The organism is Corynebacterium faecium, assembly GCF_027257105.1.
GTDB classification, from domain to species: domain Bacteria; phylum Actinomycetota; class Actinomycetes; order Mycobacteriales; family Mycobacteriaceae; genus Corynebacterium; species Corynebacterium lehmanniae.
The window spans coordinates 94392-113581 of record NZ_JAPYJX010000003.1 but is presented as its reverse complement, the minus strand read 5'-3'; the positions used below and the strand labels follow the sequence as shown (position 1 = coordinate 113581).

At 66.3% G+C, this 19190-nt stretch carries 21 protein-coding genes; 10 read left to right on the top strand and 11 right to left on the bottom strand.

Annotated features, from left to right (window positions below):
- Nucleotides 1-75: 75 nt before the first annotated feature.
- On the top strand, nucleotides 76-1161 hold the full coding sequence (gene ychF, locus O5O53_RS04020) for a redox-regulated ATPase YchF (protein WP_269509265.1): 1086 nt from the start codon (nucleotides 76-78) through the stop codon (nucleotides 1159-1161).
- On the opposite strand, the gene O5O53_RS04015 is transcribed toward ychF, so the two are convergent.
- Complete coding sequence (locus O5O53_RS04015) at nucleotides 1162-1512, bottom strand: VOC family protein (protein WP_437177837.1); 351 nt, start codon at nucleotides 1510-1512, stop codon at nucleotides 1162-1164.
- Between the two features lie 332 nt (nucleotides 1513-1844).
- On the opposite strand from O5O53_RS04015, the gene O5O53_RS04010 reads away from it, so the two are divergent.
- The gene (locus tag O5O53_RS04010; RefSeq protein WP_005290974.1) at nucleotides 1845-2126 is read left to right on the top strand and encodes a type II toxin-antitoxin system RelE/ParE family toxin; all 282 of its coding nucleotides are present in this window, start codon (nucleotides 1845-1847) and stop codon (nucleotides 2124-2126) included.
- Between the two features lie 34 nt (nucleotides 2127-2160).
- The gene (locus O5O53_RS04005; protein ID WP_239306094.1) at nucleotides 2161-2421 is read left to right on the top strand and encodes a HigA family addiction module antitoxin; all 261 of its coding nucleotides are present in this window, start codon (nucleotides 2161-2163) and stop codon (nucleotides 2419-2421) included.
- Nucleotides 2422-2434: 13 nt separating this feature from the next.
- Here the strand turns inward: O5O53_RS04005 and O5O53_RS04000 are convergent, their stop codons facing one another.
- The 3 genes from O5O53_RS04000 to O5O53_RS03990 form a co-directional block, all read right to left on the bottom strand.
- Nucleotides 2435-3025: a putative glycolipid-binding domain-containing protein gene (locus tag O5O53_RS04000; RefSeq protein WP_269509263.1), complete on the bottom strand. Its 591-nt coding sequence runs from the start codon at nucleotides 3023-3025 to the stop codon at nucleotides 2435-2437.
- A gap of 48 nt (nucleotides 3026-3073) precedes the next feature.
- Nucleotides 3074-3517, bottom strand: a complete 444-nt coding sequence (gene arfB, locus O5O53_RS03995; RefSeq protein ID WP_269509261.1) for an alternative ribosome rescue aminoacyl-tRNA hydrolase ArfB — start codon at nucleotides 3515-3517, stop codon at nucleotides 3074-3076.
- A gap of 300 nt (nucleotides 3518-3817) precedes the next feature.
- Nucleotides 3818-4876, bottom strand: coding sequence for an FUSC family protein (locus tag O5O53_RS03990; protein ID WP_269509259.1), 1059 nt, complete (start codon nucleotides 4874-4876; stop codon nucleotides 3818-3820).
- A 154-nt stretch (nucleotides 4877-5030) separates the two neighbouring features.
- Here O5O53_RS03990 and O5O53_RS11690 point away from each other — a divergent pair, with 154 nt between their 5' ends.
- From O5O53_RS11690 to O5O53_RS03965, 5 genes are read left to right on the top strand one after another with little or no spacing between them, the layout of a single operon-like run.
- Nucleotides 5031-5846 carry a CPBP family intramembrane glutamic endopeptidase gene (locus O5O53_RS11690; RefSeq protein ID WP_269509257.1) on the top strand — a complete coding sequence of 272 codons (816 nt, stop codon included), beginning with the start codon at nucleotides 5031-5033 and terminating at the stop codon, nucleotides 5844-5846.
- 24 nt (nucleotides 5847-5870) lie between these two features.
- Nucleotides 5871-7028, top strand: coding sequence for a chromate efflux transporter (gene chrA, locus O5O53_RS03980; protein WP_269509255.1), 1158 nt, complete (start codon nucleotides 5871-5873; stop codon nucleotides 7026-7028).
- Nucleotides 7029-7033: 5 nt separating this feature from the next.
- Nucleotides 7034-7456 (top strand): GNAT family N-acetyltransferase, encoded by a 423-nt coding sequence (locus O5O53_RS03975; RefSeq protein WP_269509253.1) that lies wholly within the window; start codon nucleotides 7034-7036, stop codon nucleotides 7454-7456.
- A 9-nt stretch (nucleotides 7457-7465) separates the two neighbouring features.
- Nucleotides 7466-8104, top strand: coding sequence for a Fic family protein (locus O5O53_RS03970; protein WP_181888130.1), 639 nt, complete (start codon nucleotides 7466-7468; stop codon nucleotides 8102-8104).
- Between the two features lie 15 nt (nucleotides 8105-8119).
- Complete coding sequence (locus O5O53_RS03965) at nucleotides 8120-9220, top strand: Dyp-type peroxidase (protein WP_269509251.1); 1101 nt, start codon at nucleotides 8120-8122, stop codon at nucleotides 9218-9220.
- Here the strand turns inward: O5O53_RS03965 and O5O53_RS03960 are convergent.
- On the bottom strand, nucleotides 9203-10243 hold the full coding sequence (locus O5O53_RS03960) for a sensor histidine kinase (protein ID WP_269509249.1): 1041 nt from the start codon (nucleotides 10241-10243) through the stop codon (nucleotides 9203-9205). The two genes, O5O53_RS03965 and O5O53_RS03960, sit on opposite strands and share 18 nt — an antisense overlap.
- On the bottom strand, nucleotides 10240-10914 hold the full coding sequence (locus O5O53_RS03955) for a response regulator transcription factor (protein ID WP_269509247.1): 675 nt from the start codon (nucleotides 10912-10914) through the stop codon (nucleotides 10240-10242). Before O5O53_RS03955 ends, O5O53_RS03960 begins: the two co-directional genes overlap by 4 nt.
- 89 nt (nucleotides 10915-11003) lie before the next feature.
- On the opposite strand from O5O53_RS03955, the gene O5O53_RS03950 reads away from it, so the two are divergent.
- Both O5O53_RS03950 and O5O53_RS03945 read left to right on the top strand, forming a co-directional pair.
- Complete coding sequence (locus O5O53_RS03950) at nucleotides 11004-11843, top strand: DUF418 domain-containing protein (RefSeq protein ID WP_269509245.1); 840 nt, start codon at nucleotides 11004-11006, stop codon at nucleotides 11841-11843.
- A complete protein-coding gene (locus O5O53_RS03945; protein WP_269509243.1) occupies nucleotides 11824-12672 on the top strand; it encodes a trypsin-like serine protease in 849 nt (282 codons plus the stop codon). Before O5O53_RS03950 ends, O5O53_RS03945 begins: the two co-directional genes overlap by 20 nt.
- Here the strand turns inward: O5O53_RS03945 and O5O53_RS03940 are convergent.
- The 5 genes from O5O53_RS03940 to O5O53_RS03920 all read right to left on the bottom strand — a co-directional run bounded on the left by O5O53_RS03940 (nucleotide 12669) and on the right by O5O53_RS03920 (nucleotide 19171).
- A complete protein-coding gene (locus tag O5O53_RS03940; RefSeq protein ID WP_269509241.1) occupies nucleotides 12669-13772 on the bottom strand; it encodes a hypothetical protein in 1104 nt (367 codons plus the stop codon). The genes O5O53_RS03945 and O5O53_RS03940 overlap by 4 nt on opposite strands.
- Before the next feature lie 47 nt (nucleotides 13773-13819).
- A complete protein-coding gene (locus tag O5O53_RS03935; RefSeq protein ID WP_269509239.1) occupies nucleotides 13820-15796 on the bottom strand; it encodes a bifunctional metallophosphatase/5'-nucleotidase in 1977 nt (658 codons plus the stop codon).
- Nucleotides 15797-15867: 71 nt separating this feature from the next.
- A complete protein-coding gene (locus tag O5O53_RS03930) occupies nucleotides 15868-16410 on the bottom strand; it encodes a DUF488 domain-containing protein (protein ID WP_269509236.1) in 543 nt (180 codons plus the stop codon).
- 26 nt (nucleotides 16411-16436) lie between these two features.
- Nucleotides 16437-17969: an HNH endonuclease signature motif containing protein gene (locus tag O5O53_RS03925; RefSeq protein WP_269509234.1), complete on the bottom strand. Its 1533-nt coding sequence runs from the start codon at nucleotides 17967-17969 to the stop codon at nucleotides 16437-16439.
- 107 nt (nucleotides 17970-18076) lie between these two features.
- A complete protein-coding gene (locus O5O53_RS03920; protein ID WP_269509232.1) occupies nucleotides 18077-19171 on the bottom strand; it encodes a hypothetical protein in 1095 nt (364 codons plus the stop codon).
- Between the last annotated feature and the right edge of the window lie 19 nt (nucleotides 19172-19190).

Below are 19190 nucleotides of genomic sequence, written 5' to 3'. Positions count from 1 at the left end.
TGCAATTTGCTTTGCGACGGCGCACCTCACGGCCCCCTCCGAACCCCGCGCAAGCCTCCGCTAGGATATTGCGACGTGAGCCTTACTCTTGGAATTGTCGGTCTGCCCAACGTTGGCAAGTCCACCCTGTTTAACGCCCTGACGCGCAACGAGGTGCTTGCCGCGAACTACCCGTTCGCCACCATCGAGCCCAACGTGGGCCTGGTGGAGCTGCCGGATCCTCGCCTGGACCGCCTGGCGGAAATCTTCGACTCGGAGCGCGTGCTGCCCGCGACGGTGTCCTTCGTGGACATCGCCGGCATTGTCAAGGGCGCCTCCGAGGGCGAAGGCATGGGCAACGCGTTTCTGGCCAACATCCGCGAGGCGGACGCGATCTGCCAGGTGGTGCGCGCGTTTTCCGACGACAACGTGATCCACGTCGACGGCAAGGTCGACCCGTCTTCGGACATCGAGGTCATCAACACCGAGCTGATCTTCGCCGACCTACAGACCATTGAAAAGGCCCTGCCGCGCCTGGAAAAGGACGGCCGCAAGGACAAGGACGTCGCCGCCCAGGCCGAGGAAGCCAAGAAGGCGCAGGCCGTGCTCGAGGACGGCCGCACCCTCTTCGCCGCCTCCAAGGGTGGGGAAGTGGACCTGGCGCTGCTGCACCACCTGCACCTGATGACCGCGAAGCCGTTCCTCTACGTGTTCAACTCCGACGAGGACGTGCTCACCGACGACGCGCGCAAGCAGGAGCTGCGCGACCTGGTCGCCCCCGCCGAGGCCGTCTTCCTGGACGCCCAGACCGAAACGGAGCTTTTGGAGCTTGACGACGAAGACGCCGCCGAGCTCCTCGCCGCCGTCGGCCAAGATGAGCCAGGCCTGCAAACTCTGGCCAAGGCCGGCTTCGACACCCTCGGCCTGCAGACCTACCTCACCGCCGGCCCTAAGGAGGCCCGCGCCTGGACGATCCGCAAGGGCGACACCGCCCCGAAGGCCGCCGGCGTGATCCACTCCGACTTTGAAAAGGGCTTCATCAAGGCCGAGATCGTCGGCTTCGACGACCTCGACGCGGCCGGCTCCATGGCCGAGGCCCGCGCACACGGCAAGGTCCGCCAGGAAGGCAAGGACTACGTCATGGCTGACGGGGACGTCGTCGAGTTTAAGTTCAATGTGTAGCTAGGCTTCGGGATTGCCCACGCAGAACTCGTTGCCTTCCGGATCCTGCATCACGGTCCATACGAGTCCTGGCGCCTCGTGGGTGGTGAGTTCGGTAGCGCCTAAGTATTTGAGGCGCTCCACTAAGGTTTCGCGTTCCGCCCCGCCAACGTCGATATGCATGCGGTTCTTTCCGGGGGTGGGATCCTCGACGCGCTGAAACCCTAGCGCCGGGGCCGAATCAACCATCACGAAATCGCCGTAATCCGCGGCGATTTCGCAGCCGGTTGCGGCCGCCCAGAACTCGGCGAGCTTAGACGGATCGTGGCAGTCGAAGGTAATTTGCCGGATAGTGAGGTTCGGGTCGCTCATGAGCATCATTATGGGGGCGGGGTTTAGAAAAGCGCAGCCTGGTCTCCAGGCGGGGACTCAGCTTTCCGGCGTAGTGGAGCGTTTTGAATTGCGAGGGTCACTCCCGCGAGAGCGTAAGAACTCGATGTCGTAGCCTTTTCGGCCTAGGCGACCCAAGCATCACCCTGATCTTCGCTGATCGGCTTTCCGCTTATTGTCTTCACGGTGGCCAACGTAACGCGGAGCTTGCGACGGTGTGGTTGTGTAAAGTGGCTGTGCATTTGCATTCGGGTGAGCACAAACTTAACGTTGTGCGTTATTGACGCTTCGCGTTATGGGGGATAGGGTGAGACATGATCCAGTCATTCGCTGACAAGGACACTGAGCGTCTGTGGAATCGAGAGCGGGTTCGCTCGATCGATTCCCGCATTCACTCAGTAGCGCTGCGCAAGCTTCGCCAGCTTGGGTACGCGCAGACTCTCGATGAGTTACGGATTCCTCCGGGAAACCGGCTCGAGGCCTTGAAAGGTGACCGGCGGGGTCAGTTCAGCATTCGAATCAACGACCAGTGGCGGATCTGTTTTCGGTGGTCCGCCGCGGGGCCAGAGGAGGTTGAGATCGTTGACTACCACTGACAAGCTCCCTCCGGTTCACCCGGGTGAGATCCTTATGGAGGACTTTCTCAAGGAAATGGAGATCACCCAGCACAAGCTGGCCGTCTCCATCGGCGTTCCGCCCCGCCGGATCAACGAAATTGTTCACGGTAAGCGCGCTGTAACGGCTGACACGGCCCTTCGTCTAGCGAAGTTTTTCGAAATGAGCCCCCAATTCTGGCTCGGGTTACAGGCCCAGTACGACCTGGATGTGGCAGAAGACAAAATCCTGGCGGAAATCGAACGGATTCAGCCGTTCCAGGCTGCCTCGGCGTAGCAGGTCAGCGACTCTAAATGCGTCGAGCCATGTCGGGGTAGTAGACGACAACCCCATCTTCGTCGACTTCGAGCTCTACATCGACTCCTCGTGTTCCGCTTGCGTAGCGAACTTTGTGTGAGTCGATTGAACTGTAGTACTGATCCGAGGCGATCACCTGGAGGGAAGGCATATCAATCCAGGCCATGATGAGCGGAGTCTTGGAGACATCTTCTTCGAGCAACCCGAGGCGCCGGATGGGCATCGTGTTTGTCAATGGGCATAGTCCGAGATCACAGTCCAGTGCAGTTTCAAGATCAGCTGGTTGCACAATGCCAGGGGATGGGAGACCGTTCGGCTGGGTACCCGATTCTTTAGTAGTCGATGTCCACTCGCCATCTTTGGTCCGTGTGAGCTCAAGGTGGCGCTCCCAACCGTCGCCCACGACGTTGACCTCCACGTTTTGGGTTACCCAGTTCTCTACAGCACTCAGTTCCCAGCTGGCTTCGTACCCTTCCCCGACCTGGGTACCGCTAGCCGTCAAGCCAGTTCGGTGAAACTGCACTCGGGCCTCGTTCTGGATTGAGGGGTTGTTTACGTGCTGCCATGTGTAAGTCTGTTCCATGCGCCGAAGCCTACTGGCCCAGGGAGCTTGTGGTCGATGGCGACAGCTCTAGGGAATCTGAGGTCGCTTCCTCGTGGACTTCAACTCCGAGCGACGCATCTTCGCTTCTCGACGGCGCCGCACCGAGCCCCTGGTCGGCTTCGTCTTGCGCCGCGGGGGAGGCGGCGGGGCGAGCGCCTCGCGCAACAGGGCAGCCAAACGCTCGCGCGCCTCGGCGCGGTTGCGGATCTGCGAGCGTTGGCTCGACGCGGCCACGGTGAGGACGGTGCCGTCCAGGCGGTGCCCGAGGTTGGTGAGGGCGCGGCGGCGTTGAGCATCGGAAAGCGATGCGCACGCCGCGACATCGAGGGAGAGCTGCACCTTGCTGTCGGTGGTGTTGACGCCCTGGCCGCCCGGGCCCGACGACTTGGCGAACCGCTCCGTTAACTCGGAGGCGGCGATGACCACGCCGCCGGGGATCCCCGGTCCGGGAGCGATGGTCAGGTCCTTCATGCCGCCCACCCTACGTTTTCGCCTCCTGGGTCAGCAGCTTCCGATGCTCTAGCACCCCAACTCACGACAAATCTCGTCCGCAGTGAACCTCTCACCGGAGTCGAACTCGAGAGCAGCACGAAGTTCGTCAACATTTTGGAGGTCTTCGACTTTTTCCATGATGGCTGCCGTTCGCGCAGGCGCCGTGGGGCGCGCACTTCGGTGTCGTCGAGGACAAGTTCGGGCTCGCCTGGAACATCACTACTGGCGACGGAAGATAGGTCGCGGGGTGGGGCGGAGCGCCGTCGAGAAGCAAGTGCGCTACCGTCCCGGCAACACCACGGTGGGGTACTTGCGCACGTAGCCCACCGCGATGATGACAAGCGCCGCGATCGCACCGATGACAGTTTCCGCGGTACGGGCGAGCAGCATCGGCGCGACGGGGGCGGCGTCGACGACCTGGATCATGAGCAGCGCCGTCGGGGTGATAAACGTCGCCGCGATGGTGTAGTTGCGGGTCACGTACATCTCGGTGAGGTACTGCAAAATTACAATCCACACGACGATCTGCCAGCCCTGCATCGGGTGTGACAGCAGGAAACCGGCGGCCGCGATGCCGGTCAGGGTGCCCAGCACGCGCTCGATCGCCCGGTAGTACTGCACCTTGAACCGGGAGTTCACCAGCGGCGCAACCGCGGCGACCATCGCCCAGTAGGAATGCGATAGCGGGTCGAAGATCGTCACGGAAATCAGGCCCAGCACGCCGGCGAGCAGCGGGGCGAAAAAGAAACGGCGCGCCTCGACGCGCAGGCGCCGCCAAGGCACACGGCCCGCGTCGGGGGCGCGGGAGGGGTGCTCGGTTTCCTTCGCGTCGCCGCCCGGGCCCTCGCCGATGAGGTGGGACAGCTGCCCCAGCGCAAGGCACAACAGCGCCGCGCTGCCAGCGATGGCGAACGCGAGGGCCGGGTGGACCGGGTTATTCAGGGAGCCGACCGCCGCGACCGAAAAGACCACGAACACGGAGCCGGTCGGCTTCATGTCATTGGCCAGTGCCACCGTCGCCCACACCGAGGACACCAGGGCGGTGGCGGCGATGAGCAGCCAGGAACTCAAATCCAACCACGCAATCGTCGCGCCGAGAGTAACCGACAGCGTTAAGGCGGAACCCGCGAGGATGTGATGCTTCAGCCGCACCTGGCGTGTGGCGTGGCGCCCGTAGACCCCGGTGAACGCGCCGAAATTCGCGTAGATGGCAAGGTCCAGCCGGCCGAGCGCAAGCAGGGTAAACATCGCGGCCGCAACGCCGAGCGCGACGCGGAACGCCGGGATGTGGTCGCGCCGGGCAGGGCCCATCTCAAACAGCGGGCTGAAGTGGTGCAACCGTGGACCTCCCAAACGCGTTCGTGAATTTTTCCGGCGGAGAGTCTAGCGCGGTGGGCGCGGCGACGCGGACTCGTGCCTCTGCACATATCAACCGCGAGGCATACCATGGCCCAGTTAGCCCACACGCAACAAAGACAAGGAGCAATCCGCAGTGTCTCGCACCAGGAATTTCTTTTTCGCCTCCCGTAACCAGCCGAACTACGCGTGGTGGAGGCCGCTCGCCGAAATCCTGGCGGTGGCCGTCCTGGCTGTGCTGTTTACGGGAGTGCTCGACCTGTCGTTGGAAGCTGCGGGCGTAGACACCTCCAGCGGCGCGGCCGACAAGTACTTCGGCTACGGGTCGGTGATTGTGGAGATTCTCGCGGTGCTTGTCGCCGTTTGGTTGATCGGGCGCCGGCCGGTGTCGTCGGTGTTCACCGGGCAGCCCGGGACGAAGCCGTGGGTGCCCTTCGCGGCTTTCGCGGTGGCCCTGGTGGTTATCTCTGTGGTCATGTCGCTGGTGGGCGTGTACGGATACGGCGCGTCGTGGGGGCAGGTGGTCGGCAACATCGGCGCCGACTTCCCGGTTGAGCTGGTCGCGCTGCTGTTCGCCGCGCTCGCCGAGGAGATGACGTTCCGCGGCGTGTTCCTCCAGGCGTTCACCGCGTGGACCCGGAACCCGGTGATCGGCGCGCTGCTCGCTGCGGTCCCGTTCGTCCTCGTGCACCCGCAGGCGTACGGCTCCCCGGTCGGCATCGCGCACTACGTCGCCGACGCGCTGCTGTTTACCCTGCTGGTGTGGGTGTTCAACGGGATCTGGGTAGCGGTGGCCGTGCACCTGGCCTGGAACACGTTCGGCACGGTGCAGGACCTTGGATTGCCCACGTCGGCCGCGGCCACCGCAGCGAGCTTCGTCGCCATGGCGGCCGCGACTGCACTGGTCATTGCACTCTTCCGGCGAAAGGCGTCGGCGCAGCCCGCAGCGTAGCTGCCTTCGCTACCATCTCGTCTTGTGTTGGAAGTGCTACGCATATTCACCCGCCTCGGCCTGACATCCTTCGGCGGGCCGACGGCGCATTTGGGGTACTTCCGGGACGAGTTCGTTGATAAGCGAAGGTGGCTCAGCGACGACGAATACGCCGACCTCGTCGCCCTGTGCCAGTTCATGCCGGGCCCCGCATCGAGCCAGGTCGGCATGGCAATCGGCCTCAAGCGCGCGGGCTACGGTGGCATGCTCGCGGCGTTTTTGGGCTTCACGCTGCCGAGCGTCATCCTCATGGTCGCGTTCGCGCTCGGGGTGGCGCGCCTCGGCGACATCTCGGACGCCGGCTGGCTCGCGGGACTGAAGGCGGCGGCGGTCGCGGTCGTCGCGCAGGCGGTGATGGGGATGGCCAAAAGCATCGTCACGGACCGGTTGCGCGCGGCCGTCGCGCTCGCCGCCTTCCTCATCGTCCTGCTCGTCTCACACCCGGCGGCCCAGGTCGGCGCGATCGCTGCGGGCATGCTCGTGGCCAGCTTCGCACTTTCGCCTATCGACGCCCCTCCGGCCCCCAACCGCACCTCCACCGCCAGCCGCACCGTAGGGATTGTCAGCTTAGGAGTGTTCGCGGCCCTGCTCGCGCTGCTTCCGCTGGCTGGGCGCATGGGCACGAGCTGGGGGATGTTCGACAGCTTCTACCGCTCCGGCGCCCTCGTCTTCGGCGGCGGACACGTGGTGCTGCCGCTGTTGGAGCAGGCCACGGTGCCCACCGGGCTGGTGGACCACGACACCTTCCTCGCCGGCTACGGCGCCGCCCAGGCGGTGCCCGGCCCGCTGTTCACCTTCGCGTCCTTTCTCGGCGCCTCGGCCGAGGGCGTGCACTGGCTGTGGGGCGCAACCCTGGCCACGGTGGCGATCTTCCTGCCGGCGGCGCTGTTGGTCGTCGGGATCATGCCGTTTTGGGACCGGCTGCGCGCCAACCCGCGCGCGGCCAACGCCCTGGCCGGCGCGAACGCGGCCGTGGTGGGCATCCTCGCCGCGGCGCTGTACACCCCGGTGTTCACGTCCGGCATCCACGGACCGGCGACGATGGCTGTGGCGGCCGCGGCGTTCGTGACGCTGCGCAACTTCAAGGCTCCGGCCTGGGCGGTGGTCATCGGCGCCGCGGCGGTTGGGTGGGCGGTGTTGTGATTCGGATGGCGACGGTGGGGGAGGCGGAGCTCGTCGCAAAGCTGTTGCACGATTTCAACACCGAGTTCGACACCCCGGTGCCCGACAACCTGGAACGCAGGTTCGCGCAGCTCATCGCCCGCGACGACGTGATCGTGGTGCTGGCGGGCGAGGTCGGGTTCGCGTATTTAACGCTGCGGCCAAGCCCGTACTACGACGGCCCGGTGGCGATGCTGGAGGAGCTCTACGTCGCCCCGGCGCACCGCGGCCGCGGGCTGGGCACGCAGATGATGGCGCGGGTGCTGTCTGAGCTCGAAGCGCGAGGGGCGGGCGAGATGCAGATCAACGTCGACGAGGTCGACGCGGGCGCTCGCCGGTTCTACGAACAGCACGGCTTCACCAACATCGAGGCTGGATCAAGGATGCTGCTGTATATCCGGGAGCTGTAGCGTAAAGGCATGCACGCGACCGATCTACTCGACGTCATCTACACCGCCGGTGTCGTCTTCGACGGGCTGTCCACCAGCCGTCCTGCCACCGACCGCTACCTGCGCTCGGGCGATACGGACGGGGTGCGTGGCCGCGGTGATCTGGCGTTGCTGCAGGACCTGGAGGCGGCGGCGGAGTTCGTCATCGCCACCGCCGGCGAGCCAATTACCGCGGCCTATCTTGGGCGCATCAATGCGCAGCTCACCCGCAGCGCCGCGCTCAACCCTGGAAAGCTGCGCCGGGCGGAACAGGGCATCGGCGTGCACACCGCCCACGGCCGGCACGAACCCGCGGCGCTCACGGCTGAAGAGCTCGACGCGCTCATGCAACAGCAGCTCAAGCTTGACGACTCCCTCCGGTCCGCCGCACACCTCTTCGTCGAAGTCGCTCGAGCCCAGCCTTTCGAAGACGGCAACAAACGCACCGCGATCTTCGCCGCGAACAGTTACTTAATCGGCCAGGGGGCAGGTGTGCTGATGGCGGTGCCGCACGACGACGCGGACCCGTCGGTGAGCCGCGAGTTTCACGATCTACTCGCTCGGGCCTACGTCTTCGGCGAGACAGGACCGGTTGTGGAAGCCCTGGTCCGGCACAACTCGGGCCAATAGGGAATACTTAACCCCATGACGAGTAGAAACCAGGCAGAAGTTACCCAAACCGTGATCCTCCCGCAGTCGCGGGACGCGCTGTTTATCACCCTCGGCTTCAAAGACGGTGGCGAGGAGGCGGCGCTGGAGGTGCTGTCCAGCCTGTCCAGCCTGACCAACGGGGTGGGCTTCCGCTATCCCAAGGCGCACCTGACCGCGGTGGCCGGCATCGGTGCGAAGATGTGGGACCGCCTCTTCGCGCTGGACAAGCCGGAGCACCTGCACGAGTTTGTGGAGCTTCAGGGTGCGAAGCACCACGCGCCGTCCACCCCGGGCGATGTGTTCTTCCACATCCGCTCCGACGAGTTCGACGTCGCCTTCGAGCTGGGCCGCCGCATCAACGCGATCGTGGAGGACCACATCGACTACCACGACGAGGTCCACGCGTTCCAGTACCAGGACTTCCGCGACCCGCTCGGCTTCGTCGACGGCACCGAGAGCCCCCGCGGCCAGGAGGGCGTCGAGGTGGCGATCATCCGCGACGGCATCTGGAAGGGCGGCAGCTACATCGTCGAGCAGAAGTACGTGCACAACTTAAAGGACTGGAACGAACTGCCGGTGGCGGAGCAGGAGCAGGTCATCGGGCGCACGAAGCACTCCGACATCGAGCTGGACGAGAAGGCCCCGAACAGCCACGTCGCCGTCAACCAGGTCGAGGACGAGGACGGCAACGGCCTGGAGATCGTGCGCAACAACCTCTCGTTCGGCGACGCGCTGGGCAAGCAGGGCACCTTCTTCATGAGCTACGCCCGCGACCCGCGCGTTACCGAGGTGATGCTGCGGCGGATGTTCATCGGCGAGCCGGAGGGCAACTACGACCGCATCCTGGACTTCTCCGAGGCGCTGACCGGCTGCAACTTCTTCGCCCCGCCGCGCGTGTTCTTGGACCACTGCGCCGACTACGCGCACCCGCACCTGCGCGGTGAGGGCGGCGAGGAGCCGAACCAGCCGGCGATCAACCTGCCGCAGGGCAAGGCCGTCTTCCCGGACCGCGCGGACGTGCCCACCTCCCACAACGCCGAGGACATCGAGGCGGCGAAGGCCCGCTTCGAGGGTGCGCTACGCAGGGAGCAGTAGTTTCACGACGAGCCCGCCCCCGGCCCGCGGCGCCAACTCAACCGAACCGCCGTGGGCCTTCGCAATCGCCTTGACCAGGGCAAGACCCAGCCCGTGGCCGGAACCCGCGGTGCGGCGGGCGCGGGCAAACGGCTCGGTCCAGGTGGCGACCTCCGCCGGGTCGAGCTGATCGCCGCCGGATTCGACGGTGATCTCGGCGCCGGCCCCGACGCGCCTGAGTGCGATCGAGCCGCCTGTGCCGTGGATGGCGGCGTTGCGCGCGAGGTTGTCCACGGCCTGGCGGACCAGGGTGGGGGAGGCCTCGACGGTCAGCGGCGCGCCGTCTGCGGTGTCTACGGGCATGCCGTGGGCGGCGCCGACCTCGCGGCACACGGCGGCCAGGTCCACGGCCGCGCGGTCGCGGACCTGCACGTTGGCCAGCTGCAGCAGCGAGGAGACGGTCGCGGCGTTGCGGGCGTTGACCTCGCGGATCCGGCCGAGCGCCGGGCGCAGGTCAGCGTCGTCGCCGGAAAGCGCAACGTCGGCGACGGTCTGAATGGTCGCGATCGGGGTCTTCAGCTCATGCGAGGCGTTGGCGGCGAAGCGGCGCTGGCGCTCGACGGCGTCGGCGAGCTCGTCCAACATGGCGTTGAGCGCCTCGGCCAGCTCGCCGACCTCGTCGCGGGGGCCGTCGTAGTCGATGCGGGCTTTCAGGTCGCCGCGGGTGACGGTGCGGGCGTCGTCGGCGATGGAGCGCAGTGGGGTGATCACCAGCCCCGCCACGAACCAGCCCACCACGCCCGCAAGCGCGGTGAGCAGCGCGAGCGCCCCCAGGGAGGCGAGGAGGATGCGGCGCAGGATCTCGTCGGTCACCGGCACGGCGCCGTCGATGACCACGCCGTCGTCAGCGCCCGGAAACGACGCCATCACCGGCACCGGGGTCAGCTTCAAATAGGCGTACACCAGCCCGATCAGCGCCAAGCCGACGCCGAGGACGGTGGCGATGAACATCACCGTGATCCGTGCCCGCAGGCTCAGCCTCATCGCTCCGCCTCCGCCACGTAGTACCCGGCGCCGGTGACGGTGTGCACGATGCGCGGCTCGCCGAGCTTCTTGCGCAGGTGCGACACCGTCACGCGCGGGGAGTTGGTGAACGGGTCGGCGTTTTCGTCCCACGCCTCGGCAAGCAGGTCCTCGGCGGAGATCACCCCGCCGCCGGCCTCCATGAGCACCTTGAGGACCGCGAACTCCTTTGGGCTCAGGCTCACCGGTGCCTCTCCGCGGGTCACCTCGCGGCGGAAGGTGTCCAGGCGCACGTCCCCGCAGCGGTACACCTCGCCGCGCGACGGCGCGTTGCGCTTGGCCAGGGCTTTAACCCGCGCCACCAGCTCCGGCAGCTCGAACGGCTTGGCCAAGTAGTCGTCGGCGCCGAGGTCGAAGCCCTCCAGCCGGTCGTCCAGCGCCCCGGACGCGGTCAGCATGATCACCCGCGTGGCGGGCTGGGACTCCACGACGTGCCTGCACACCGCGTCGCCGTGCACCCCGGGCAGGTCCCGGTCCAATACGACGACGTCGGGCGGCAGCTCGTCGATAAGCTTCAGCACCTCAAACCCGTCGTAGGCGACGCGTGTGTGCATCCCGGCGCGCGAAAGGCCGGTGGCGATGGCGTCGGCGAGGAAGGCCTCGTCGTCCACGATAAGCACCCGAATTGTCATGGTTGCGATCGTATGCGCCGCGATGTTGCGCCCGTGTAAACGTCCGGGTTAACGCGGGCGCAACACGCGGGTTCGTAGCTTCAAGCGGCATGCAGACCAGAATCGTTGGAATCGACGCGGCCCGGGCGGTGGCGCTCATCGCGATGATCGTCGCGCACCTCACCGCGCCGGGCGGCATCGCAGCGCAGCTGCTGTTCGGCTTCCCCGCGGGGCTCTTCGCGTTCCTCGCCGGGGTGTCCATGGGGCTGATGCGCGCCCGGCCGGCGCAGTTCGTGGTGCGCGGGGCGTGCCTGATTGCCCTGCACTTCGCGCTTGATCCGTTCTCCGGGGCCATCGAGGTGGTCCTGGGCACGATCGGGGTCTGCATGATCGTCCTCGCGTGGGCGCCGAAGCTGGATTCGGCGTGGCTGGTGTGGCTCGCCTTCGCCGGCACGTTGGGCTCCGCAGCACTCGCGCCGTCGAGCTCGCCGTACCCGCCGCTGATGTGGGCGGTGCTCATGGTCGCGGGGATCCTGTTCGCGCGCCACATGCCGCTGCGCGCCGGGGCACTTGTTGGGTGCGCGCTGTTCGCGGCCGATGTCGCGCTGCGGTGGTGGGTGCCGTTGCCCCCGCTTCTCGACGCCACCGGCCACGCCGGCGGGCTCGTCGATGTGGTGGGGACCGCCGGGGCGTCGATAGGCATCTGCTCCCTGTGCTGCCTGGCGGGGCGATGGCTGGGGTGGCTCGCGCCGCTGGGGCGGATGACGCTGACTCTGTATTGCCTGCACGTGCTGAGCGCGCAGTGGGTCGGGGTGTGGGCGAGCGTGATCGGCGCCGCCGTGATCGCGTACGGCTGGCTCGCCGTGTTTAAGCGCGGGCCATTGGAAAGTATTGTTCGCCGCCTTACGGCGGTGGTTGGAAAGGAAAAAGATGAAAAAGTTGGCGTTTAGTGTTGCAGTTGGTGTTGCAGTTGGTGTTGCTTTGGCGGCGCAGCCCGCGGGGGCGATGGAATCGGAGCGGTTCGCCGGCGACGCGGCGGAGGCCGAGCCGGTGGTCTCGGTGCGCGTGGACGACTCCGACCCCGACGACGGCGTGTGCACCGGCACCGCCATCGACCCGCACTGGGTGATCACCGCCCGCCACTGCGTCGAGGCGGCCGCCAAGCCCGGCGGCTCGGTGCGCACCGGCCAGGGCGAAAACCAGAAGGTGTTCCAGGTGGACCGTCACGAGGTCGCGCCCCGCGGCGACATCGCGCTGCTGCACACCACCGAAGACCTGGGGCTTTCCACCTACGCGACGATTGCGGACACGGTGCCGTCCGGGGAAGTGAACATCTACGGCTGGTCCTCCGACGGCTCCGGCGGCTCGACCAAGCTGCCCGCCGCGGAGGCGACGGTGCGCGGGGAATCGCCGCTCGCGCTTTTCGACGCTCCGTCCGCCCTCGACGTCGCTCTAAAGCACGGGGCGCGGATCCAGCCTGGCGACTCCGGCGGCGCCATCTTCTCCGGCCGCAAGGTCGCCGGCGTGATGTCGGCGGGCCTGTTCGAGGACGCGGAAAACCCCACCGAGGAGGAGATGAACTCCAACGGCGCGGTGGCGGTGGCGCCGGTGGCGGAGCAAGCCGAATGGATCCGCGGCGTGGTTGCGGGTTCGGCGGATGCTTCAGGGGGCGAGTCCTCGGAACCCGCCGTGTCCCTGCGCTACGTGGTGCTCGGCCTCGGCGCGCTCGCGCTGGTGGCGGCCGGGGTCGTCATGGCGACGCGCCGCAAGACTCGTTAGAGGATCTCCGCGTTTTTGTACTGGCTCACGCGCAGCGCACCTGTCGGCATGGAGGTGTCGGTGGGGAAGTGCACGTGCTCCGGGGCGACGGTGAGCCGGACGCGCTCGCCTTGGAGTCGTTCCCACTCCAAGCCGTCGAGGCGCTCGTTACCGCGCGCGCTGATCTCGCGCCGGCCCAAGGAGACGTACTCGGCATCGCGCGAGTACACCGAGCCGGCGTGGTGGTGGTCGGTGAACTCGCGGGGCGCGTCCAGCTGGAGCAGGAGGTACTCGCTGGCGGGGTCTTCACCGTTCGGCATGCTGTCGATGAGCTCGGCGCCCGTCTTCGCCACCACGGTGCCTTCGACGACAACATCAGGCTCATCGACGGGCGCCGGACCGCGCACCTCCGGCATGGAAACCGTCAGCTCGCCGGCATCGAGGGCGGCGCGGTCCTGTGTCGGCTGCCAATTCACAGTCAAATGGCCGGGGCGAGGGTACTGCACGTTCATTTCTTCGGGCTCGGTCGGGGCGGAAATGGTGGCGCCGTCCACGTCGTGCCATACCGTTGAGCCGTCGCCGGTGCCGCTGACCCAGTGCGCCTGAAACAGGCCGCGGCCCAGCTGGGACGCCTCCACGCCGGCGCGGCTGCCGCCCGCGCCGGCGGCGCCGTAGATCAGGGACTCGCCGGAGGTTTGCAGGGAGCCGCCGTCGGTGGAAAACACGAGCACGCGGGCGAAATGGTTCGAGTGCTCGTCGGAGCTCATGGAGCTCAGCAGCAGCTCGGGCGCGCCGCCGCCGTTGGCCTCTACGAGCGCATAGAAGTACTCGCCGTCGGGCACGTGGTCGACCTCGTCGCGGCCCGGGCTGGGCACGTTGAAGTTGTAGGCCTCTGGGTCGTCGAGGACCTTGGCGTACTCCGCGGGCCATTCGGTGGCGCCGCTGTTTTCTTCGGTGGCATCCTCTGGGGCCGAAGGTGCCCCGATTTCGGTGGTCACCACCTCTCCCGAGTCGGGATCAACCCACTCGGTAGCGGTGACGACGACCGTCTCGCCGGCTGTGGAACAGGAAGCCAGGAAGAGGGCGCAAGCGAGCGGGGCCAGGGCGCGGGAAACCTTCATGCAGCTAACGATAAGCCAGTCGCCGCGCACCCGCGCCGGCAGGCCCGCTAGCGCTTAGCGATCGGCCCCAGCACCCCGTCTACCGCAAACGGGAACAGCAGGGCCACCAGGTTGGCGAGCCCGAAGGCGCCCGCGAGCGCCACCGGGATGATCCAGCCGAGGTTGCCGGAGCTCGAGCCGTTGTCGGCAGCGGGCTCTGGCGTGCTCGGGGCGGGCTTGCTCGGCTCGGCCTGCCCCGCGGCGGGCGCGACCTCGACGGGGACGGTCACCTCGGTGCCGGCGTCAGTGGTGATGCGCAGTTCCTGGGCGCCAGACATCCCCGCCGGGACGGTCAGCTTCACGGTGGCGGTGCCGTACTCGTTGGCGGTCTGGTCGCCGTTGTTGGGGGAGATGGTGGCGGAACCGGAGGCGTCGCCAAGCGATGCGGTGGCGGTGGTGGCGCGCTCGCCCTTGTCGAAGAGGAGGGAGCTGAGCTCGATGGTTGCTTCCTTGCCCGCGGTGACCGGGGCGGGGAGGTGGACGCCTACGTTGGACTGGCCGGTGCGCTGCTTCTGGCCGGAGCTGAGCGCCTCCACCAGCGCGTTGAGGTCCACGTAGCCCAAGTTCGCGGGCTCGGAGCCCTTGGTGAAGGCCTTGAAGTTGTCGCCGCCGGCGAGCAGGAAGGTCGAGCCGGCGACCACGTAGGTCTTCTCCGGGTCGATCGGGGCGCCGTCGACGGTGACCGAGGTGATCTTGGAGCCGACCGGCGCGGCCGGGTCGTAGGTGTAGGAGACGTTGTCGGAGATGCCCAGCGGGAACATGGGGCGGTCCGGGTCGTCGCGCCACTGCTCCTCCAGCGCCTGCACCACGTCGGAGCCCTTCAGCTCGACGTAGGTGTTCTCGCCGCCGAACGGCTGGACGGAAAACGCCTGCTCGTAGGTGACGTCGCCGGCCTCGAGCTCGGCACGGACGCCGCCCGCGTTCATCACGCCGATGTCGGCCGTGACAGACGAGTTCTTGGACACGCCCTGGCGGGTCGCCTCCGCGATGTAGTTGTTGAGCTGGGACTCCTTGTCGCCCGCCCTGTACAGGTCCTCGTCCGTGTGCCCGATGACCTTCTTGCCCTCGGTGCCGGCCTTGTCCAGGGCGTCCTTGATCACCGCGTCGATTTCGGGCTGCGGGGTGTCGCAGGCGCGGATCGTGTCGGCGTCGAGGAGCTCGGCGTTTTTCACGGTTAGCTTCTTGGCGGAGCGGTCGAAGCTCAGGTCCACGTTGGCGAGGTTGGCGCCGTAGGAGCCGGCCTGGATCAAAAGCGGCTTCTCGCCGGTGGGCTCGATCGACTGGTGCGAGTGGCCGAGGAACGCCACGTCGACGGCGTCCGAGAACTCGTCGGCCTTGATGCCGCCCTCGTGCACGAGTGCGATGACCACGTCGGCCTCGCCACTATCTTTTAGCTGCTCGGCGAGCTTGTTCGTGGTCGCGACCGGGTCGTTCCAGGCGATGCCCTCGATGGACTTCGGGTTGACCAGGTTCGGCATGTCATCGGTGATGGTGCCCACGAAGGCGACCTTCGCGCCGTCGAGGTCCTTGACCACGTAGTCCTTCGTGTTCTTCACGGTCTTGGCGTTGGCGGCGAGGTAGTCGAAGTCCGCGGCCTTGGTGACGCGGTTTGAGAAGTCCTCGGCGCCCTCGTCGAGCTCGTGGTTGCCCAGTGCGGAGACTTGGAGGTTCATCCGGTTGAGGATCTCCAGGGTGGGGGCGTCGTCGAGCAGCTTCGATGCGAAGGGGGAGGCGCCGATGTTGTCGCCGGCGGAGGTGAAGACGTGGGTCTTGCCCGCGGCGGCCTCGTCTACGGCGCACTTGAGGTGGGCTGCGCCCGGGACGTACTTCGTTTCCTCCCAGTAGCCGTGGAAGTCAGTGACGTTGGAGATGGTGAACTCGGAGGTCTCGGCCGCCAGCGCCGCCGGGGTGAACGGGGTGAAGGCGGCGGCGAGCGCGGCGGTGGTGGTCGCGGTGATCAGCTGGATGCGGTAACGGGCGGACACGAGGGGCCTTTCTCTTTGGGCGGGTTGTGTGAGAGCAACCTTAGAAAGGCCGTTTTGCGGTGAGGTTTCTTTCAGGTGAATTCTGGGTAGCGGACAAGGAGGTCATCGCCGATGACGGCGCCGTCGTTCAAGGTTGCATTACTTATCGACGCCTCCTCCGCCGTCATCCCCATAATGTGGCGAACCTCGTCGCCGTGGGCGATGAGGTGGTCGGCGATGATGCGGCGGTGGCAGCGCCACCACACCGCCTCGGAGCACATCACGGCGGTGGGGGTGTTGGCTGCGTGGTTGCGCAGTTCGGCGAGGGCGTCAGCGAATTCGTTCCCGAGGGCATGGTCGGCGTAGTTGTGGAAGCTGCGGTTGCGCCAGTTGCCGTTGACCTCGAAGGGGACGGTGCGCGAGACATTGCGGCGGCCGGTGAGGCCCTCGCTGCGGCTGTAGGCGATGCCGTGCTCGGGCAAGTGCGCGGCGAGGTGGTCGTCGTTGAACCACGGATACTTCCGGGATCCGGGGAGTTTGCGCACGTCAACGATGGACTTTACCCCGGCGGCAGAGAGCATCGCGATGAAGTCGTCGAAGTCGAGGTTGGAGTGGCCCACGGTGTAAATGCGCATGCCGACCACGCTACGCCCGGTGCTCGTCACACCCGCATCGGTGTCCAGGTGTCTTTCATCGGCGGGTGGCCGGGCGGGTAAAACGCGGGGTCGCGGCCGGTGTGCTTGGCGCATTCGCACCTGCCCTTCGCGGCATAGATTCTGCTCACCGCCGAGTGTTTCGCCGGGACCGATTGGTTGAATTTGAGCGGGTCACTCGGTCGCCGTCGGAACCCTGACCTGCCCGTATTCGGGTCGAAATCCATGTACCCCTTGTTAAAGGAGCCGTCTCTGTGGTCGTTGTTGCACCTGTGGTGCTCGCGACATAGCCCGGTGAGGTTTTCGATGTCGGTGTTTCCACCCTTGATCCACGCGAGGATGTGGTGGGCCTCGCACTCCGACATGGCGGCGGTGCACCCGAGCCAGGAGCAGACCCCCTGCACCGCAAACATGGCGATGCGCTGGGCCACCGACGCCAGCCGGCTGGTGCGTCCCATCCACAGTGGCACGGAGCTGACCCCGTCGACCTGCAGCAGGAAATCGGTTGTGCCGTCGATGCCCAGGCGCACGAGGTCGAAGCAGTCCACTTCGATTCCGGTGTTGGTGTCGAAGAGCATCGCGGCGTCGCCGTCCGCGAGGTCGTCCAACGTCAGCGCAAGCACCACGGACGCGGCGCCGTCATTCGACTTTTGACACTTCTCCTCGTACTGCTCGAAGATGGCGAAGAACTGATCGAATCGGCGTTGCTCCGGTGTACGCGAATCTGTCTCGCCCTGCAGTTCCTCCGGCAGGTTCGAGTTCGGCGCCAGCCCCTTGTCCATCTGCGCTTTCATCAGCGCGGCGTGGCCAGCGGTGGCGTTGATGTGGATGTCCACCATGCCGTCTGCCTTGCGACGACCAAAGGTGGCACTCCTCTTTTCAAACCCGGCGTTCGGGTTGGAGCGGGGCGCGTGCTTCCGGTTCGCCGCGTTCACTGCCTTGCGCACGAACAGGCGCAGATCCTCGGGGCTGCGGTGCAGTGCTTCCTCCATGGCCTCGGAGTGGATGCGGGTGCGCTCGCAGGACGCGGCCTTGAGCAGTTTGTCTAACTCTCGGCGGATAATGTCCTGCTTCTCGGCGCTGACCTTCGACGAGTTCTCGCGTGCCTTCTTCTGGCGGGCGCGTTCTTCTTCAGCGGCAGCCTCCGCGGCGGCTTGAGCTTCGGCCTCGGCGTCCTCACCGGCCATGTCGAACAGGTCCTCCACGTCTTCGGGTAGGGGAGGGGTGGGCTCCGGCGGTGCGCCGTAGAGCAGCCGGCCGCGCTCGAGACGGTTGTAGGCCTCGCTCTTGGACAGGTCCAGGCACTGCTGCAGGTACGCGTTTGGGTAGTTGGCCCCGACGACGCGCCCGGCATCGTCCCGGTCGGCGATGAAGGCGAATGCTGCGTCGATAGATGCCTTCTTTTTGAACTGCTCCTCCAAGCGCTCCATGTCGTGCCGGACGTCCTCAAATGCGAGGGCGGAGGGGTCCTCGAACAGTGTGCTAAGCGTGCGCAGCGCTGAGGAAATCTCGTCGACGCACTGGGTGATCTCGCTGGTCATGGCCCCTCCTTCCTGCCGGGATTGCGGTTGTTTGAAAGTGATGAACTCAATCTAACAACGCGTCCGACACGGCCATCCCGGAATTAGAACACCCGTTCGAAATAGGGTTAATTTAGCACTTCAAACGAGTCTTCGGGCGAGATCCACAGGGCGCCGAGAGGCATCGAAGTATCGGAAGGGAAGCCGATGGCGTCCTTGTTTTTCAGAATTCTGATTCTCTCGCCAACGCGGCCTTCCCACTCAATGTTTTTCTCCTCAGGTCCGCGCGGCCACAGCTCGCGGCTACCCAACGCGACATACTGAATTTCCTTCGTATCGGTGCCGCCACCGACAAACCCCGTCACAGACATGGGCTGATCCAGCCAAAGTAAGAAGTACTCGCTTTGCGGATCCTGGCCGTTGGGCATGTCCAGGCCGCGCGGTGCCATAAGCTCTTCACCGGTTTTGCGCACCACATTGCCCACGAACTCGATCTGATTCGAAGGAGCAGTTTGCGAATCACCCCCGCTCACACTCTCGCCGCTGGGCGGGAGCACCGTGAGGTTGCCGTCGTGAAGCGGCTGCAGGTTGCTCACCGGGATCCAGTCGATGAGTTGGTGGTCCGGGAGGAGGCCGTCGCTAGGGAAGTTCTCCTTTGTGCCACCGCTTAGCGACGTGCCGTTCAACGCGAACAGCTCAGAAACGGATTCCTTGCCCAGCGACGAACCGCTGATCTGGTACACGCCCCTGCCACCCGCGGACGCCAACACCGTCAACCGGCCGCCACCGTTGCCGGGCGCGCCCATCATGAGCACGTCCGTGGACGCGCGCGCCTTGCCGTCGTCGCCGATGGTGAACACGATCACCGGTGTGGTGTCGCTGCCACCGACCGCGAGCAGGAGTTCGGGCGTGCCGCCACCGGTGGCCTCAACCAGGGCGTACTCGTAGGTGCCGTCGGGGGTGTACTGCGCCGCGGCGTTCACGGGGTAGTCGCCGGGGTGGGAGAGGACCCATTCGTACTCGGTGCGCCAATCGGCGGCGTTCTCAGCCTCGCCCTCAGCCTTAGTCTCGCCCGCATCAGACTCCACCACCGACCCCGAATCCGGCTCCACCCACTGCGTGGACGTGACCACCACGGTTTCGTGCTCGCCGCCCCCGGCGCACCCCGAAACCACCCCGACAGAACCGACTACAACAAGCGCGAGCGCGCGACGAAAACGCATGCACCCACTCTAACCGCCG